The sequence below is a fragment of the Rasiella rasia genome (genome assembly GCF_011044175.1).
Classification (GTDB): domain Bacteria; phylum Bacteroidota; class Bacteroidia; order Flavobacteriales; family Flavobacteriaceae; genus Marinirhabdus; species Marinirhabdus rasia.
This window is the reverse complement of the sequence record NZ_CP049057.1, coordinates 222811-239018: the sequence shown is the minus strand read 5'-3', so window position 1 is coordinate 239018 and position 16208 is coordinate 222811. Positions and strand designations below refer to the sequence as shown.

Genomic DNA, 16208 nt, shown 5'->3' with positions numbered 1-16208 from the left:
ATTTTTAATTTTCTAATTGCGTTAAAGTATAAATTGCAAAGCTTCCTAGCCAATGCCCACCTTCATAACTATCTCCTACTAAGTTAGGATACGAGTAAGCTACGTGTTCATTAGCCACATTTTTAAGGTGGCCAAATGCTGGGTACTGATTTGCTAAGCCGTACAAAACCCATGCTCTACTAAAATTAAGTCCGTCTAAGTGTACCAACTTTCCGTCTGTACGATCGTTTACTTTTCCTGGAGCTAAGGCAAACGTAGGCGCTAGCATAGAAGGGAGAAACGATTCAATCCATGCAGTAAACTCTTGTTCTGGAAGTATGCGACGCATGATATCTATTTCTTCTAAGCAAGGCGATAAAAAGTCGTACCCACTAGGCTCCCATTGTAGCGGGCATTCGATATCTTGCGCATAAAAATCATTTGCACGTTGTTCTATTGCACTTAAAAGTTCTGTGTGTTCTGTTGTTTTAGCATAATCGTAGGCAAATGTGAGACCAAATGCTGTGTTTGTATGCTCCCCTACTCGAATTGGGTATACTAATTTGGGTAAAAATTCGATATAGCGGTTTGCTATGAGTTGTGTGAGTGGTTCTAGGTTTGTTTCTAGTTGTTTTGCAATAGGATGGTCCCACGTATGCAATGCTTCGGAAAGTTTAAGTAGCCAAGCCCACCCGTATGTTCGTTCATACGAAGTGTTTAATTTTTGCTGAAAATAGACTACTTCCAGTTCAATCTTTTCTTTGGTAATGTTTTGCTCTAAAATTTGAAGCACTTCATCTGCTTTATCAATTTCTGGAAATTCTTTAACTAATGTAACCATAGACCAATAGCCATGCACAGCGCTATGCCAGTCGAAACAACCATAAAATGTAGGATGTAATAAACGTGGAGGTTGAAGATCTGTATCGGCACCAATTGTTTGTCCGAGTTTATTTGGGTATTCTGTGGTGACGCAGTGAAGTGGAAGCTCAATAAGTTTATTAGCTTCGGCTAGTGTAAAAACAGGAGTTTGAAATTGTTTTACTTCTGAAATTTCCTGTGATGTTGTGTTTTCCTCAGGTTGTTCTTTGGTTTCGTTGCAGCCAGTAAGTATAAAAACGAAAGCGATGAGATAGTAATATATTTTCAAGAGTTGTAAAGATTTAATTTTCAGTTTTAAAGATATTGAATTTAGGTGATATGGCTTCTCGATACTATTCTAAAACGCTTAATCGCGTTTTAAAATCACTCGAAGTGACGATGGGTTAAGCTTAAAATATGGTGAAATTATAAACAACGTCACCTCGAGTGGGTTTTTCTTCGACCCTAAAGGTCGAAGGAAAAATTGTATCGAGAGGTATTAGAACTTCTCTAAACTATTCTAAAAAGCCTACTGGTGTTTTAAAATCACTCGAAGCGACGATAGGTTAAGCTTAAAATATGGTGAAATAAATATACAACGTCACCTCGAGTGAGTTTTTCTTCGACCCTAAAGGTTGAAGGAAAAGTTGTATCGAGAGGTATTAGAATTTCTCTAAACTATTCTAAAACGCCTACTCGCGTTTTAAAATCACTAGAAGTGACGATGGGTTAAGCTTAAAATATGGTGAAAAAAATAAACAACGTCACCTCGAGTGAGTTTTTCTTCGACCCTAAAGGTTGAAGGAAAAGTTGTATCGAGAGGTATTAGAATTTCTCTAAACTATTCTAAAACGCCTACTCGCGTTTTAAAATCACTAGAAGTGACGATAGGTTAGGTTTAAAATATGGTGGAATCATAAACAACGTCACCTCGAGTGAGTTTTTCTTCGACCCTAAAGGTTGAAGGAAAAGTTGTATCGAGAGGTATTTTGACGACTAGTATACTAATATTCACTATCTTAATACAATGCAAAAGTCATTCGTCTACATATTAACCTGTGCTGACAATTCTTATTATACTGGAGTAACTTCAAACCTTATCAAACGACTAGAACAGCATATTTCTGGTTTTTTTAAAGACTGTTATACGTATACAAAAAGACCTGTTGAACTATCCTTTTATGCTGAATTTACAGATATACAAATGGCAATTGATTGGGAAAAGAAAATTAAAAAATGGTCAAGAGCCAAGAAAGAAGCGTTAATTAAAGGAAACTTTGAAGCTCTACCTAATTTATCAAAAAAGAAATTCTCGAAATAGGTGGCTTCTCGATACTATTCTAAAACGCCTACTCGCGTTTTAAAATCACTAGAAGTGACGATGGGTTAAGCTTAAAATATGTTGTGCTTCATTATTTGAACTTCCTAATCCAATTAAAATCATATCTTTAGAGAAACTAACCTCTAATGATAAAATTCTTTCAAAAAATTCGCTACGATCTTATAGGAAACAATAAAACTGGAAAGTATTTTAAGTATGCTATTGGAGAAATTGTACTTGTGGTTATTGGGATTCTTATTGCCCTTCAGATTAATAATTGGAATGAAAATCGAAAAGTACAAAAACTAGAAGCACAGATTTACACAGAACTAAAAAGTGATTTACTACAAACTAGAAATGATATAAAAACAACAATTTCAAAGCATAAAGAAATATTCAAAACAAGTCAACAGCTTTTAAATGATATCTATGATAAGAAATCAAATTCTCAAACAATTTATGAGTCTTTTACAACTTCCAGTGCTGAATTTCAAATTATTCCTAAAACAAGTGCTTTTGAAAATTTAAAAAACATTGGATTGAACACCTTATCTAATGACAGTCTTCGTATTGCTATAACCAATTTATTTCAATTAAATTTAAAGCGATTAGAGGATGAACTTGGAATGAAACAAGCTGAATTTAATATGACAAAGCTAATTCAACCATTTCTATTCAAATATTTGTCTGCGGATTATAATCAACCAACAAAATATGGGTTTATGCATTCTGACTCTATATCTATTTACAAATTAAGAATAGATAATTACGATAAATTTTTAAATGACAATGACCTTATGAAGAATTTGCAGTTATCACTCTACAATAGAGGTAAAATAATTGATGAAGAAACAGAAACTATTAAGGCAATAGATAGTGTGATTTACGGAATTAAAGAAGAACTTGATAAATTGAATAAATAACGAAAGCACAACAACGTATAACACTAATGGCGTTACGAGTTAAATAAACTTAATTAGTTTCCTACAAAATGCGTAAATTCATTCCCTAAAATAAAGAAAACACCACGCCACTAGCGTTATACAAACTCGGTGAAAAAAATAAACAACGTCACCTCGAGTGAGTTTTTCTTCGACCCTAAAGGTTGAAGGAAAAGTTGTATCGAGAGGTATTAGAATTTCTCTAAACTATTCTAAAACGCCTACTCGCGTTTTAAAATCACTCGAAGTGACGATGGGTTATAATAAAAAAGGGATACCAAATTGATATCCCTTTTTGCTTTTAATCTAAATTTCCATAAAGGTTTAGGAAGCAAAGTGCGACCCCTCCTATCGTTGAAATGATTACTGCTTTACGTCTGTAAGCTTCACTTCTTCACCTTCTTTGTTTAACAATTTAACCTCATCGAAGCCCATATCTTTAAATTGATTATACTGTGTCGCGGCATCACCAACAATAAGATATGCCATTTTAGATTCGTCTAGGTATTTGTTTGCAAGCTCCTTGTGCTGTTCTAAGGTCATACTTCTTACAATAGATTCCTCATTCTCAATATAGTTAGGATCTAAGTCATATCCGCTCATTTCTTGCAGCATACCCAACAAAGAGAATTGTGTTTCAAAACGGCGGGCATTCGACTTTATAAGCGCGTTTTTAGTGAATTCTAAATCTTCTGGAGAAACACCTTCTTTATACTTGGCTATCTGATCTCTAAAAATCTGTACCGACTCTCCTGTTGTGTTTGTTCTCACACTTGACGAAGCTGTAAAAGTACCTGGGATTTTACTTCCGCTAAATCCGGTACGAGCTCCATAGGTATATCCTTTTTCTTCACGTAGCACTAGATTTACATTTCCGCTAAACGAACCTCCTAATTTGTAGTTCATAACTTCGGCTGGATAAAAATCCTTATCAGTTCTAGGAAGAGAAACATACCCAATATTAATCACCGATTGCTTTGCATTTGGTACATCTACAAAATACAGACTTGCTTTGTCTCGTGCCTCTGCAATTGGATATTCTGGTATTGTTACTTCTTTAGCAGCCCAACCATTTTCTAAATCTTTAAGTGTATTTAAAACGGTTGCCTTGTCTATCTTCCCTACAACATGAAAACGACTAACAGTTGGCGAGAAATTATTAGCGTAAAACGCTTTTAAATCGTCTATAGTTAATGCACTAACAGATGCTTCTGTACCACTAGTTGGTAAGCTAAAAATATGGTCTTCGCCGTACAGTAATTTATTGTAAACATTTCTTGCAACTACGTTAGGATTTGCTTCATTACGTTTAATACCATTAATTGTAGCCGTTTTAATTCGTGCAAACTCTTCTTCATCCCAACGTGGTTCTAGCAAAATTTCTTCTACCAAATCCATAGTCTTATCGAAATTACGAGTTAACGTGTTTCCTTGCACTACAATAGATTCTCGAGTGGTGTACATATTAATATTAGCACCTAGTAGCTCAATCTCTTCTTCTAATTGCTCTGGCGTTTTGTTAGCCGTACCTTCCATCATGATATCTGTCATGAGGTTTGCCACACCATTTTTATTTTTATCGTCTAGTAAATGACCACCCTCTATCACTAAACTGAAGTTTACTGTTGGAATTTCATTTTGCTCAATTCCGTAAACATTCATTCCGTTAGAAAGTTCTGCATTCCAGCTTGTTGGAATATTTAAGCTTGGCGATTCGCCTGTTCCTGGCTCAACGCTTCTGTCAAAGCTTGACGGCGTTTTTGCTATTTCAGTAGCTTCATCTACTACTGTTTTTTCTACATTTTCTGTAATCTCTTCTTCAACTACTTCTGCTTTTTCAGAATTTTCTGCAATAAGCTCTACTTTTCCTTTAGGTACAAAACTGGTTAACACAAATGGCTTTCCTTTTATATACTTGTTGTAAGCATTTTGTACATCTTCTTTTGTTACCTTTTTAATGTTTTTTATATCCTTTTCAATGTACGAAGGGTCACCTGTAAAAGTGTTATAACTTGCTAACTGAAACGATTTACTTAAAACACTACTAATGCCATTATAGAAACTTGTTTCTAAACCAGCTTTAATACGCTCTACATCACGATCTGTGACACCTTCTTTTTCGAAGAGTGCCATCGCTTCATTAATTCCTGCTTCTACTTCGTCTAAGTCTACACCATCATTGGCTGTAATAATAATATGAAACTCTCCTGCTAACTCTTGTGAGTTATTGTACGCGGTAGTTCTGGATGTTAATTCCTTATCTTTTACCAATACTCTGTACAAAGGCGCTTTTTTTCCACTCGATAATATTTCGGCTAGAAAATCTAATGCATAAGCATCTTCGGTATACTGTTGTACCGTAGGCCAAACCATATTTAATTGTGGAGCGGTAGCAAAGTTATCTTCGTGATATAGTCTTTTAGTTTCTGAAATTGTGACAGGACGTGGCTCAAGTTTTCCTACTTCCTGACGTTTTTTAATTTCACCAAAATACTTTTCTATAAGTTGTTTGGCATCTTCAGTTTCAAAATCACCTGCCACTACGAGCGTTGCATTATTTGGGCCATAAAAACGATCATAAAACTCACGCACATCGTCTACTGTAGCGTTTTGAAGATCTTCAAGTTCACCTATTACTTGCCAGTTGTACGGGTGGTCTGCTGGATATATATTCTTATCGAGCACCCAGTTTGTATGTCCATACGGATTGTTATCTACACGTTGACGCTTTTCATTTTGTACAACTTCTTGTTGGTTGGCAAAAGCCGAAGCAGTTACCGTATTAATAAAGAACCCCATTCGGTCACTCTCCATCCACAATACTTGTTCTAAGGCATTAGAAGGTACAATCTCATAATAAACGGTACCATCTTTCCAGGTTCCACCATTTAGTGTACCACCAGCATCCTGAATTTTCTTAAAAAATTGATCTTGTGGTACATTTTCAGATTCTTGGAAAAGCATGTGCTCAAACAAGTGCGCAAATCCGGTGCGTCCTGCCTTTTCTCTGTTAGAACCTACCCCGTACTGTATCGCTACAGAAACAATAGGGTCACTTTTATCTTGATGGAGAATAATGTCTAAACCATTCTCTAGTTCGTATTTCTCAAACTCTATTGAAAAATTTGTGTCATCTGCCGAAGCCGTTTTTCCTGATTTTTCATCGCAGGAAACAAAAAATAGGCTCGTTGCAACAAGTAAAGCTGCAGAACCTTTGTAAAGGGTTTTAAATGTCATTGTTGTGATGTATTTGATTGAATTTCAAAGATACAATTGGAAAGAACCCATGTTGTTAATTTGTTGTTAAATGAAAAGCCACTACTTTACAAGGTTAGCGACTGTAAATTGCTTACACAGTTCAATGTATTCACCATTATTAGTGAAACCGTTAATAGTGATTATGAATGTACCCGTAATGTCTGACGTATAAAAGTTAAAATTATTTGAGGCTGAGTTCACATTATAAGAAGGCAACCAAAGAAGTTGGTGTCGATAATCTGGTATTTTATTGAAATTGGTTGTAAAGGCGTCATAATGTTGCTTATAATAAGTTTTAAGCGCTTGTGGTTTAAATAAGGTAACCGTCTCCATCTTGCTACTAAGTACTTGTTTATTTTTGGTTTTATCTATACTAGTGAGAAGTATTAAACCGAAAAAATCTTGATTTCCAAATTGATAACCGCGCCTTATTACCTTTATTGACTGCACTGTTCTTGCGTCAAGTGACAAGAGTTGCTCTGAATTTCTAACCCAAAGTCCGTCTACAAAGAAAAGCGGTAAATCATTTGTTGGGGCGCCAAATTTTTTCTCAAAGACACGAATTTCCTTCAGGCCTGCTTTATTTTTTCTGACATATACTGAAGGAATAAATTCGGTGAAGGTTTCTTCTAGAGTACCAAAGCGAGTATAGTCGTCTAAATTGTACTTTGTCCCGCCTCATAAAACAAAAAAGACTTTTTGTTAGCTCGCGGTATAATGGTATCTGGTTTTTGGCTGAAATAGGCATTCTCGATTTGGTTTGCGATACTACGAGCTAGTAGCTCATCTTTCATTTCTGGTTTAATGGCAAATTTCGCAAAAGTGAGCCGCGAATAATCGATATGTTCTTGGGTATTTGGCTGAATAACAAAACTATCAATTTTTGAAGACAAGGGCCTTATATAGGCTACTGTTCCTTCAATACTAGAAGGTATCTCAAACTGAAACATTCCTAAAGCATCGGTTACAGTTGCTTTAAAGTAAAAGTCATTTCCTGGAACCGACATGCCAATACTTTCATTCGCTAACGGGGCACCACTTTTAGAAAGCAATATACCCTCATAAGTATATCCCTTTGTTTCTGGAGTAAAACTACCATTCGAATTGTTGTTTTTAGCCCTAATAGTTTTGCCTACAGCGGGTAGTTTATCCAATTTTTTTACAGAAATTGTATACTTTCCGAAGCCGTTTTCAGCAATTTTATTCTGGATAATAACGTTTACTTTCTCTCTTGTACCAAACTGCGTTTTATCTAATACAACGGCTAATCTTTGAAATGAAGTTTCAGGTATGGTACATTCACTTTCCGTCGAGACCGTTTCCGAAGCACCTATAATTGCCTTCTGATCTGCCTGATACGGATTGATAATGAATATATCTGTTTCAAAAAATTGTTCTGCCTTTGCATTGAGCATTTCATGCGTATAGGCTAGTAACTTATAACTTCCTGAAACCACGCTATTCGGGATAAAGAAATCGCTATGTCCCCTTCCTTTGTTTAAAGCGATTTTATGTTTAAATACTTCGGAAAGGTTTGTATCTACAAGCGTGACATAGGCTATACTACTACCTTTAAAACCTTTGGCGCTTGTAGTATTTTTAAGATGAATACTATAATAAAGATATTCACCCGTTAAAAACGTAGTTGCGTTTACTTGTAACGATAGTGATTCTCGTGGTAACTGACTTTGTACAAAAGACTGACAAAAACCAGTGCCAATGGCAACATAAAAGAGTAAGATAGTTGTAAATAATTGTTTCATAATAATATTTTATTCAATCCAAAATTCGGGTGGTGAGACGTCTCCAATAGTTGTGCAATTTCCGCACGTCCTTGGCAACATGATATAAGGCCCACCTAACTTAAACTCTCCATCATTATCTTTTAGATAGGAGATAGCTTCCATTTCTACTAAACGTGGTAATGGACCACAACGCATAGAACCAATTGGCCCGAAAAGCTGCGGCGCAGACTTATAACAATCTACAAAATAAGGGGGCAATGGTTCTCCGTCGTAAAAATCCTCGTAGTTAAAAAATATTCTTTTCTTGGCTACCGAAGCCACTTCAAAAAAGCCAATAACCTTTTCATTTTTATTTGTTTCTGATGTATAATTTCCTTGAATGTACCCTCCCTGAACTTGGCTAAACAAACTCTCATTTTGGTTAAACTCTAGTAGTGTTTTGTAGTAATTATTTGCTTGTTGAGTTTGTACATATTGAATTGCCAACATGCTGTAGCGATGAGAGATTTTCGCATTTTGGTTGGATAAAAAATGAACTCGGTGTCTTCGGATTCTATTTTCAGAAGTAGTGGCAGTAGAAGCAACTGAAATAACATCAGACGGTTGTGTTTTATAGCATACTCGCACACTATCGGGTCGTTTTTCCAAGGCCACTTCACACTTAGGAAAATCATTTGCAATAACCTTAACTTTTTCACTTCTCCAGAATGGCGCAATAATCTTATACGTTTCTTCAAAGCCGTATCTAAAATACTTGGCATCTCCTGTAGCATCGTAACTATCTATAAATAAAGAGATACCATCGCCCAGAGTGCTATTTACTTCTCTTTCAGCATATAAGGCATCTATCGCTACCTCTGGTGTAAGCTGTACGTTTTCTGAACGATAAGACCTTCCAAAAGCTGTATTAATTTGAAGTTGATACGCCGTATTGGGCTGCGCTCTAAATTTGTCTACCGATGCATAGTGCCCAGGCTCGATTTCAGAAAATACAATGGTGGTATTTTCTGACAAAAGAGTAACTACTGCTCCACTTTCTGGGGCGTCTGGCTTGTCTTCAAAACGAAACGTACGACTTAAAAACACCTCATGATGTTTCATCTCGTCCGTGATTGTAGCATCAATAATAAGAATGTCTTCAAAATTTTCGCTTACAAAATCAAATTCTTCAACACATGAAGCTAGTCCTAGTGAACATATAAATATCCAAAGGCATTTGTAAATATGTAATTGTTTTACTTCCATGCAATCATTATTAAATTATTCTACCCAAAATTCGGGTGATGTAGTTTCTCCAAGGGCTGTACAGTCGCCGCAAGATCTAGGCACCATAACAAATGGTCCTCCACGCGGGAACTGCCCTGTGTTTTCTTTAAGATAGACTAGCGCATTATTTCTAATAATATTCATAACTGCACCGCACATATAGTTATGCGAAATATCGTACAACTCTGGTGCAGATGTTGTGCAAGGCACTACATACGGTGGTAATGCTTCATCAGGGTAAAAATCTGTGTAATTCAAGAATAATCGTTCTCTAGCTACTGCCGCAACTTCAAAGAAACCTACTATTTTTTCAGATGAATTATTTTCTGAAGTTATATTTCCTGCAATATATCCTGTCTGTAGTTGCGAAAACAAGCTGCCTTCGTCGCTAAATGAACCTAAAGTTTTAAAGTAGTTATAAGCCTGTTCTGTCTGCACATATTGTGTTACAAGAATGCTATATCGGTATGATATTTTGTAACTTTCGCTTGACAAGAACCTAACTAAATGTTCTGACACTCTATCTTCGGCTAAGGTACTGGTAGTAGCTAAATTTATAAAATTTGAAGCCTCTGTTCTGTAACATATTATCTTATCCTCACTTCTTGGGGTTAACCCTAAAATACAATTGGGGTAAACATCGTCAACAATATATAAATCCTGATTTCTCCAAAATGGAGCCACAATTTTAAAGGTTTCCTCAAATTCGTACCTATAAAATTTTGATGTATTGCTCGGGTCGTAACTATCTACATAGATGGACATTCCGTTTACACCATCATCATTGGTGTCTCGACGAGCATATAAATTATCGATTGCTGTAGCAGTAGTAAGTGCCATCCCAGTGGAAGTATATACGCTTCCGTTTTGGGTGGTTATTTGTAATTTGTATGTAGTATTAGGACTGGCTTTAAAACGCTGTACTGAAGTATAAATTCCAGCGGCCTCCTCTTCAAAAGTGTAGGTTTCAGTATGTGTGAGAATTTGCACCGTTGCACCAGATACTCTGTTGGGGCCGTCTTCATTAAAACGATGGGCGCGGTTAATATATATATGATGATATTTTTCTTCGTCGGTTAGGGTAGCATCAATAATCAGCACATTTTCAAAAGTTTCATTATCAAAACGAATTTCTTCTACACATCCAATAATAGTAAGCAGTAGTGTAAATAAAGCGCCGAGTTTAAAAAGTAAATTTTTCATATTAAAATTTTATATTATAACTAATCGTAGGAATCGCAACCGAGAAAATAGATGTTCTATACGCTTTTACATCGCCATCTTTTGCGACAAAGAAAACAGAGTAAGGATTGTTTCTTCCCAACACATTGTAAACTGAAATATTCCAAAAGCTATGTGCTAGTTTATTCTTTTTATGGTTGCCTTCTACATTAAAACCAAGGTCAAGACGGTAATAATCTGGGATTCTAAACGCGTTTCTATCACTAAACAATACTAGTTCGGTGTTGTTTACCACAAAATTGCCTATTGGTACTGTTACGGGTCTACCAGTTTGGTATACAAAATTACCTGAGAAGCTAAAACGCTTACTAATTTTGTAGTTCGCTACCAGACTAAAATCATGAGGCTTGTCGTAATTAGACCTAAAAAACGCTCCATTGTTAACTTGTTCTTCAGGCGAATTTCCATCCAACTTTAAAAATGATCTAGAATAGGTGTAACCTACCCAACCATTCAACTTTCCTTTTAATTTTTTTAATAACAACTCGACACCATACGCCTTTCCTTCTCCCTGTAGCACCTCTTGCTCTACGGCTTCATTTAGTAGCAACTGGGCACCAACTTTGTAGTCCAAAACATTGCTTGAACGTTTGTAATACCCTTCTATACTTAGTTCGTAGATATTTTCAGAAAAATTATGAAAAAGCCCCAATGCATACTGTACAGTACGTTCTGGCTCGATATTTAGGTCAGATAACTTCCAAGTATCAATTGGCGATGCCGTGGTATTATTAGACAATTTGTGTATGTATTGATAGTGCGTATTTATACTGCCTTTTACTGAAAATTTAGGTGTAAAAAGGTAGCGAGAAGCGATTCGAAATTCTGGCGCTAGATAGGTTTTAATAGTTTCAAAACTTCCATAATTTCGTGTTTCAATTAGGTTATTGGCTGTGTTTGAAGCGCCTTCAGCATAAATATTTTGAGAAGCTTCTCCCAAGGCAGTAAATACAGAAAGTCTTATACCTCCCTCTACGGCTAGTTTCTTATTTATCTCAAAGTTGTCTGACACATACAATGCAGATTCTAGCGCTCGTTCTTTATCGATGGAGATGGGTACAATGATAGAGGAATCTCCCAACGGATTAATATCTCCAGGTCGCACCGCATACAATTTACTAGACAAGCCATACTGAAATGTGTGTTGTTTGTTAAGCTCGTAGTTCATTTTTAGTTTTAACTCGGTTTCATTAATGCCATAGCCCAATTCAAAATTGGTGTTTGTTTGGCCTTCAAAATCTACATTAAACTGGTAGTTGCTATTAGATAATACCATGGTGCCTTTATGCTTTTCGTTAATAGTATGATTCCAGTGCAAGGTTATTAGGCGATTGCTATATCTGTAGAGCGAATCTGACGTAATGCTGAAAGCGTCGCGCGAATAATATCCCGTTGCTTGGAGGCTATTTTTATCATTTAGTTTGTGGTTGTACTTTAAAATGACGTCGTAGAAATTGGCTTGGCTGTTCCGAAGTTCTTCTTCATCTAAATTTTTAAGTATAATGTCTGAGTACGTTCCTCGAGCACCCACCATTATTGCCGCTTTTTCTTTAGCCAAAGGAGTTTCTATAACCACACTACTCGTTACAGGACCAATAGAAGCCTCGCCTTCAAACTCGTTAACATTTGCATTTCTTGTTGTGATATCGAATACTGAAGACAATCTGCCACCAAAGCGCGCTGGGATATGCCCTTTATAAATGGTAAGATCTTGAGTGGTAAACGGGTTTACTGCAGAGAAAATTCCGAAGAAATGTGCTGGGTTATACAATACTCCATCATCTAGCAGTATCAAATTCTGATCAGAACTCCCTCCCCTTACATTGTAGCCCGCCGCGCCTTCGCCCGCAGAGGATATGCCGGGCAATGTAGCAGCTGCTTTAAAAACATCACGTTCGCCTAATACAAGTGGAATGTTTTTAATTTGCTCCACATCAACTTCTGTTGTTCCCATATCGGTCGAGGCTACAACATTTTTTACTTTCCCAGTAACAATCACCTCATCTAACCCTTCTAAGGCTTCACTAAGAGTTAAATCTAAAGTACCATCGTTGTAAAGTACAACACGTTTCCGAAGTGTTTGGAAGCCTAAAGATTGTGCCGAAAGTATATAAACACCTCCAGGTAGTTGCAATTTAAAAGCGCCCTTTTCCGAAGTTATTGCGCCCAGCGTAGTACCTTCAACGGTAATTGCAATATTGCTTACAAGCTTTCCTGTTTCTTGATTTCTTGCAGTACCTTTTAGTACAAAGCTTGTTTTAGCATTGTTTTTATCTTCTTTCCCTATTCGTACTGTTTCTAGTAATTTTGTAGCGATTGTTTGAGGTTGGTTGTAAAATACAGGCGATTTTACAATTTCGGTAGGTTTGGCTTGCGTTGTTGTTTCTGTAGGCACCTCTTCAAAAAAGTTTTTAGGTAACTCATCATAAATACGGTTATTTTTAGTCAGAATAAGTTTGTTATCTCTAGTAATGTAGAAGTTAAGGACTGTTTTGTTTAAGATAGTTTCTAATACCTCGTTGACCGTACTATTAGTAAACGAACCCGTTACAGTAGCAGTATCTAACCAATCTATTACATAATACGCTTGATACCCCGCTTTTGTGGCTATGGTCTCCAAAGCGATTTCAAGTGGTGTTTCATAAAATGTTACGCTGATAGTTTTTGGTTCTTGCTGTGCAAACCCAAAAATTGATAAGAACATTAGAAAGAAGAAAAGCGGCTGTTTAAAGAGGTGGCGTTGTTTCATAAGACGGTTAGTAAATCTTCTTTAAATGTAGGCTGAAAAGAAAGATTTCAAAAACGCTAATGGTCTTAATTTATAAATAACCACACATGAAACACTATTTCTGGGAGAGATCGAAAACCCCATAAAATGGCACTTTCAAAGTCAAAACAGTGAAGATTTATAAATGCTGGTCAGCTGTTATTTCAAAAAGAAAACACAGTTTTATAGTAAAGTAAACTGCGTTTTTAGTCAAAATTTCTTTGATTTTAATACACAAACGTCCTTTTATATACAACGCGCTTCGTAGGTACTTTTGTGGTTTCTATCATTTGAGTCCAATTTCCATTTTTATCGTACTCGTACGCATAGTGAAATTCTACAAAGCTGGCCTTTTTAGTTGCAATTTCACCCTTTTCGTTGTACGTATAGTTTGTTTTATAACTACGACCCGAAGATGTTGTTTTTTCTTGCAATACAAGTTTTCCGTCTTCGTCATATTGTGAAGTTTCGGTGTTGCTTATACTCCCGTCGTCTTGATAATTTATTTTTTTAACGAGCATCCCCATACTTCCAAATACCTCTACAGACTTTCTACTACTTACTCTATTGGTAAAATCTTTAGTTACACATGTATACTTTACATCACTTGGAAGACCTTCAATGAGTGCGGCATCGGTACAGCCTCCAAAATCTTGCGTAATAGTTTGTAAAATTGCTCCACTACCATCAAACTGTTCGTCTTTTAATAATAAAAGTCCACGCTCGTCATAGGTATATTTAGTTTGCTTCATGATGTTTTCTTCAAAATCATTTTGAACGATTTCAATTAAATTTTCATCTATAGTTGAATCGTATTTATAGCTAAGTGACTTATTATAGGCTATATTACTCATGGTATCATACACTTTTTGCGACTGTATTGCAGGCCCTTTTAACGTTAGCTCGTAACGTGTATGTTTGGTAGTTTCAAATTTGTCTCCTGTCTTTTTTTGCTTTAAAATGTCGAGGGTCATTGCTTTTGGACTGTTTCTTACATTCTCAAAATAACTTGGCTCAAGTTGAGCTGTAGCAACATGTGTTGTAAGAAAACATACAATTACTATAAATAACGGTCTCATGGTGTTTGTTTTTAAGTGATTTTCAAATGTATTTCACTTTGATTATCAAAACCATAAGGCAAATGGCGTATTTTTTTCAAAAGTCTTACCAAGTCAATTTTCTATGGAAATATGAGGTGACATATCATTTTAAGCACTAAACACCAATATTTACCCTAACCACCCTTCTCTATCTAAACTCCTATATTGAATGGCTTCGGAAATATGAACGCCTGAAATATGTTCTGATCCATCTAAATCGGCTATGGTGCGAGAAACTTTCAGAATACGGTCGTAGGCTCGTGCAGAGAGGTTTAATTGCTCCATTGCTGTTTTAAGTAGCTCTAACGATACTGCGTCTATTTTGCAAAAGTTACGAATCTCCTTTACACCCATTTGCGCATTGTAATGAATATTTTCGAGCGCTTCAAATCGCTTCGTTTGTACATCTCTAGCTTGAGTTACTCGCTTTCTGATAAAAACACTAGACTCCCCTTTTCGCTCTTCGCTAAGCTTTTCAAAAGGAACTGGCGTTACTTCTATATGAATATCAATTCGATCCAAAAGAGGCCCCGAAATCTTACTGAGATATCGCTGCATCTCAGCGGGGGAAGAGACTACCGGAGCCTCCGGATCATTAAAATAGCCACCCGGACTCGGGTTCATACTTGCTACCAACATAAAACTTGAAGGATAGGTTACCGTAAATCGCGCCCTAGAAATTGTTACATCGCGGTCTTCTAGCGGTTGCCGCATAACCTCCAAAACACTTCGTTTAAATTCAGGTAATTCGTCTAAAAACAACACGCCATTGTGCGCCAAAGATATTTCTCCAGGTTGTGGGTATTGGCCACCACCTACAAGCGCTACATCTGAGATGGTGTGATGTGGGCTCCGAAATGGCCTTGAGGTCATAATGCCCCCTTTCTGTTTGGTACGCCCTGCGACGCTATGAATTTTTGTAGTTTCTAAGGCTTCAGAGAGACTTAACGGAGGTAAAATGCTTGGGAGTCTTTTTGCAAGCATGGTCTTACCACTACCTGGTGGACCGATGAGTATGATATTATGACCGCCGGCCGCGGCAATTTCCATGCAGCGCTTTATACTTTCTTGTCCTTTTACATCACTAAAATCGTATTCTGGATTTTGGAGGTGTTCATAAAATTCTGCTTTCATGTCTACAATAGTGGGTTGTAAGGGAATTTCAGCATGAAAAAAATCGATTACTTCTTTAATCGTGCTTACGCCAAGCACCTCTAAACCTTCTACAATAGCAGCTTCTTTAGCATTCTGGATGGGAAGAATAAACCCTTTAAACCCTTCGGCTTTTGCATTAACTGCAATAGGTAACGCTCCACGTATAGGCTGCAACGAACCATCTAAAGAAAGTTCGCCCATAATAATATACTCTTCGAGGACATTCTTCTCTTCAATTTGGGCTGTAGAAATTAAAATACCCATGGCCAGTGTAAGATCGTATGCCGAGCCCTCTTTACGCATGTCGGCGGGCGCCATGTTTAACGTAATTTTCTTTCCTGGAATTTTATATCCATTATTCTGAAGTGCGGCGGCAATTCTATAATTGCTTTCTTTAATGGCATTATCTGGCAAACCTACCAAATGGTAGCCTATACCAATATCTGTATTTACTTCTACCGTGATGGTGGTTGCTTCAACACCAAACACAGCACTCCCGTATACTTTTGTAAGCATATCAAAATTCTAATAAAGTTAGTGGGAGTTAACTAACTGTGAAGATAGGCAAATTAT

The 16208-nt window shown here is 36.6% G+C and carries 10 protein-coding genes; 2 read left to right on the top strand and 8 right to left on the bottom strand.

The window, feature by feature from the left end:
* Positions 1–4 precede the first annotated feature (4 nt).
* Positions 5–1129, bottom strand: coding sequence for a DUF2891 domain-containing protein (locus G5B37_RS01125; protein ID WP_164678222.1), 1125 nt, complete (start codon positions 1127–1129; stop codon positions 5–7).
* Between the two features lie 738 nt (positions 1130–1867).
* Between G5B37_RS01125 and G5B37_RS01120 the strand changes: the two genes are divergently transcribed.
* Both G5B37_RS01120 and G5B37_RS01115 read left to right on the top strand, forming a co-directional pair.
* Positions 1868–2161 carry a GIY-YIG nuclease family protein gene (locus G5B37_RS01120; RefSeq protein WP_164678221.1) on the top strand — a complete coding sequence of 98 codons (294 nt, stop codon included), beginning with the start codon at positions 1868–1870 and terminating at the stop codon, positions 2159–2161.
* Positions 2162–2307: 146 nt separating this feature from the next.
* On the top strand, positions 2308–3084 hold the full coding sequence (locus tag G5B37_RS01115; RefSeq protein WP_164678220.1) for a DUF6090 family protein: 777 nt from the start codon (positions 2308–2310) through the stop codon (positions 3082–3084).
* A gap of 381 nt (positions 3085–3465) precedes the next feature.
* On the opposite strand, the gene G5B37_RS01110 is transcribed toward G5B37_RS01115, so the two are convergent.
* The 7 genes from G5B37_RS01110 to G5B37_RS01080 form a co-directional block, all read right to left on the bottom strand.
* Entirely contained in the window at positions 3466–6339 is a 2874-nt protein-coding gene (locus tag G5B37_RS01110; RefSeq protein ID WP_164678219.1) for a M16 family metallopeptidase, read from the bottom strand.
* Positions 6340–7016: 677 nt separating this feature from the next.
* Positions 7017–8123, bottom strand: a complete 1107-nt coding sequence (locus tag G5B37_RS01105; protein ID WP_164678218.1) for a hypothetical protein — start codon at positions 8121–8123, stop codon at positions 7017–7019.
* Between the two features lie 9 nt (positions 8124–8132).
* The gene (locus G5B37_RS01100; RefSeq protein WP_164678217.1) at positions 8133–9350 is read right to left on the bottom strand and encodes a DUF4249 domain-containing protein; all 1218 of its coding nucleotides are present in this window, start codon (positions 9348–9350) and stop codon (positions 8133–8135) included.
* A 15-nt stretch (positions 9351–9365) separates the two neighbouring features.
* A complete protein-coding gene (locus G5B37_RS01095) occupies positions 9366–10574 on the bottom strand; it encodes a DUF4249 domain-containing protein (protein WP_164678216.1) in 1209 nt (402 codons plus the stop codon).
* Position 10575: 1 nt separating this feature from the next.
* Complete coding sequence (locus G5B37_RS01090; protein ID WP_164678214.1) at positions 10576–13362, bottom strand: TonB-dependent receptor; 2787 nt, start codon at positions 13360–13362, stop codon at positions 10576–10578.
* A 245-nt stretch (positions 13363–13607) separates the two neighbouring features.
* Positions 13608–14459, bottom strand: coding sequence for a hypothetical protein (locus G5B37_RS01085; protein ID WP_164678212.1), 852 nt, complete (start codon positions 14457–14459; stop codon positions 13608–13610).
* Positions 14460–14609: 150 nt separating this feature from the next.
* Positions 14610–16151, bottom strand: coding sequence for a YifB family Mg chelatase-like AAA ATPase (locus G5B37_RS01080; RefSeq protein ID WP_164678210.1), 1542 nt, complete (start codon positions 16149–16151; stop codon positions 14610–14612).
* Positions 16152–16208: the final 57 nt, after the last annotated feature.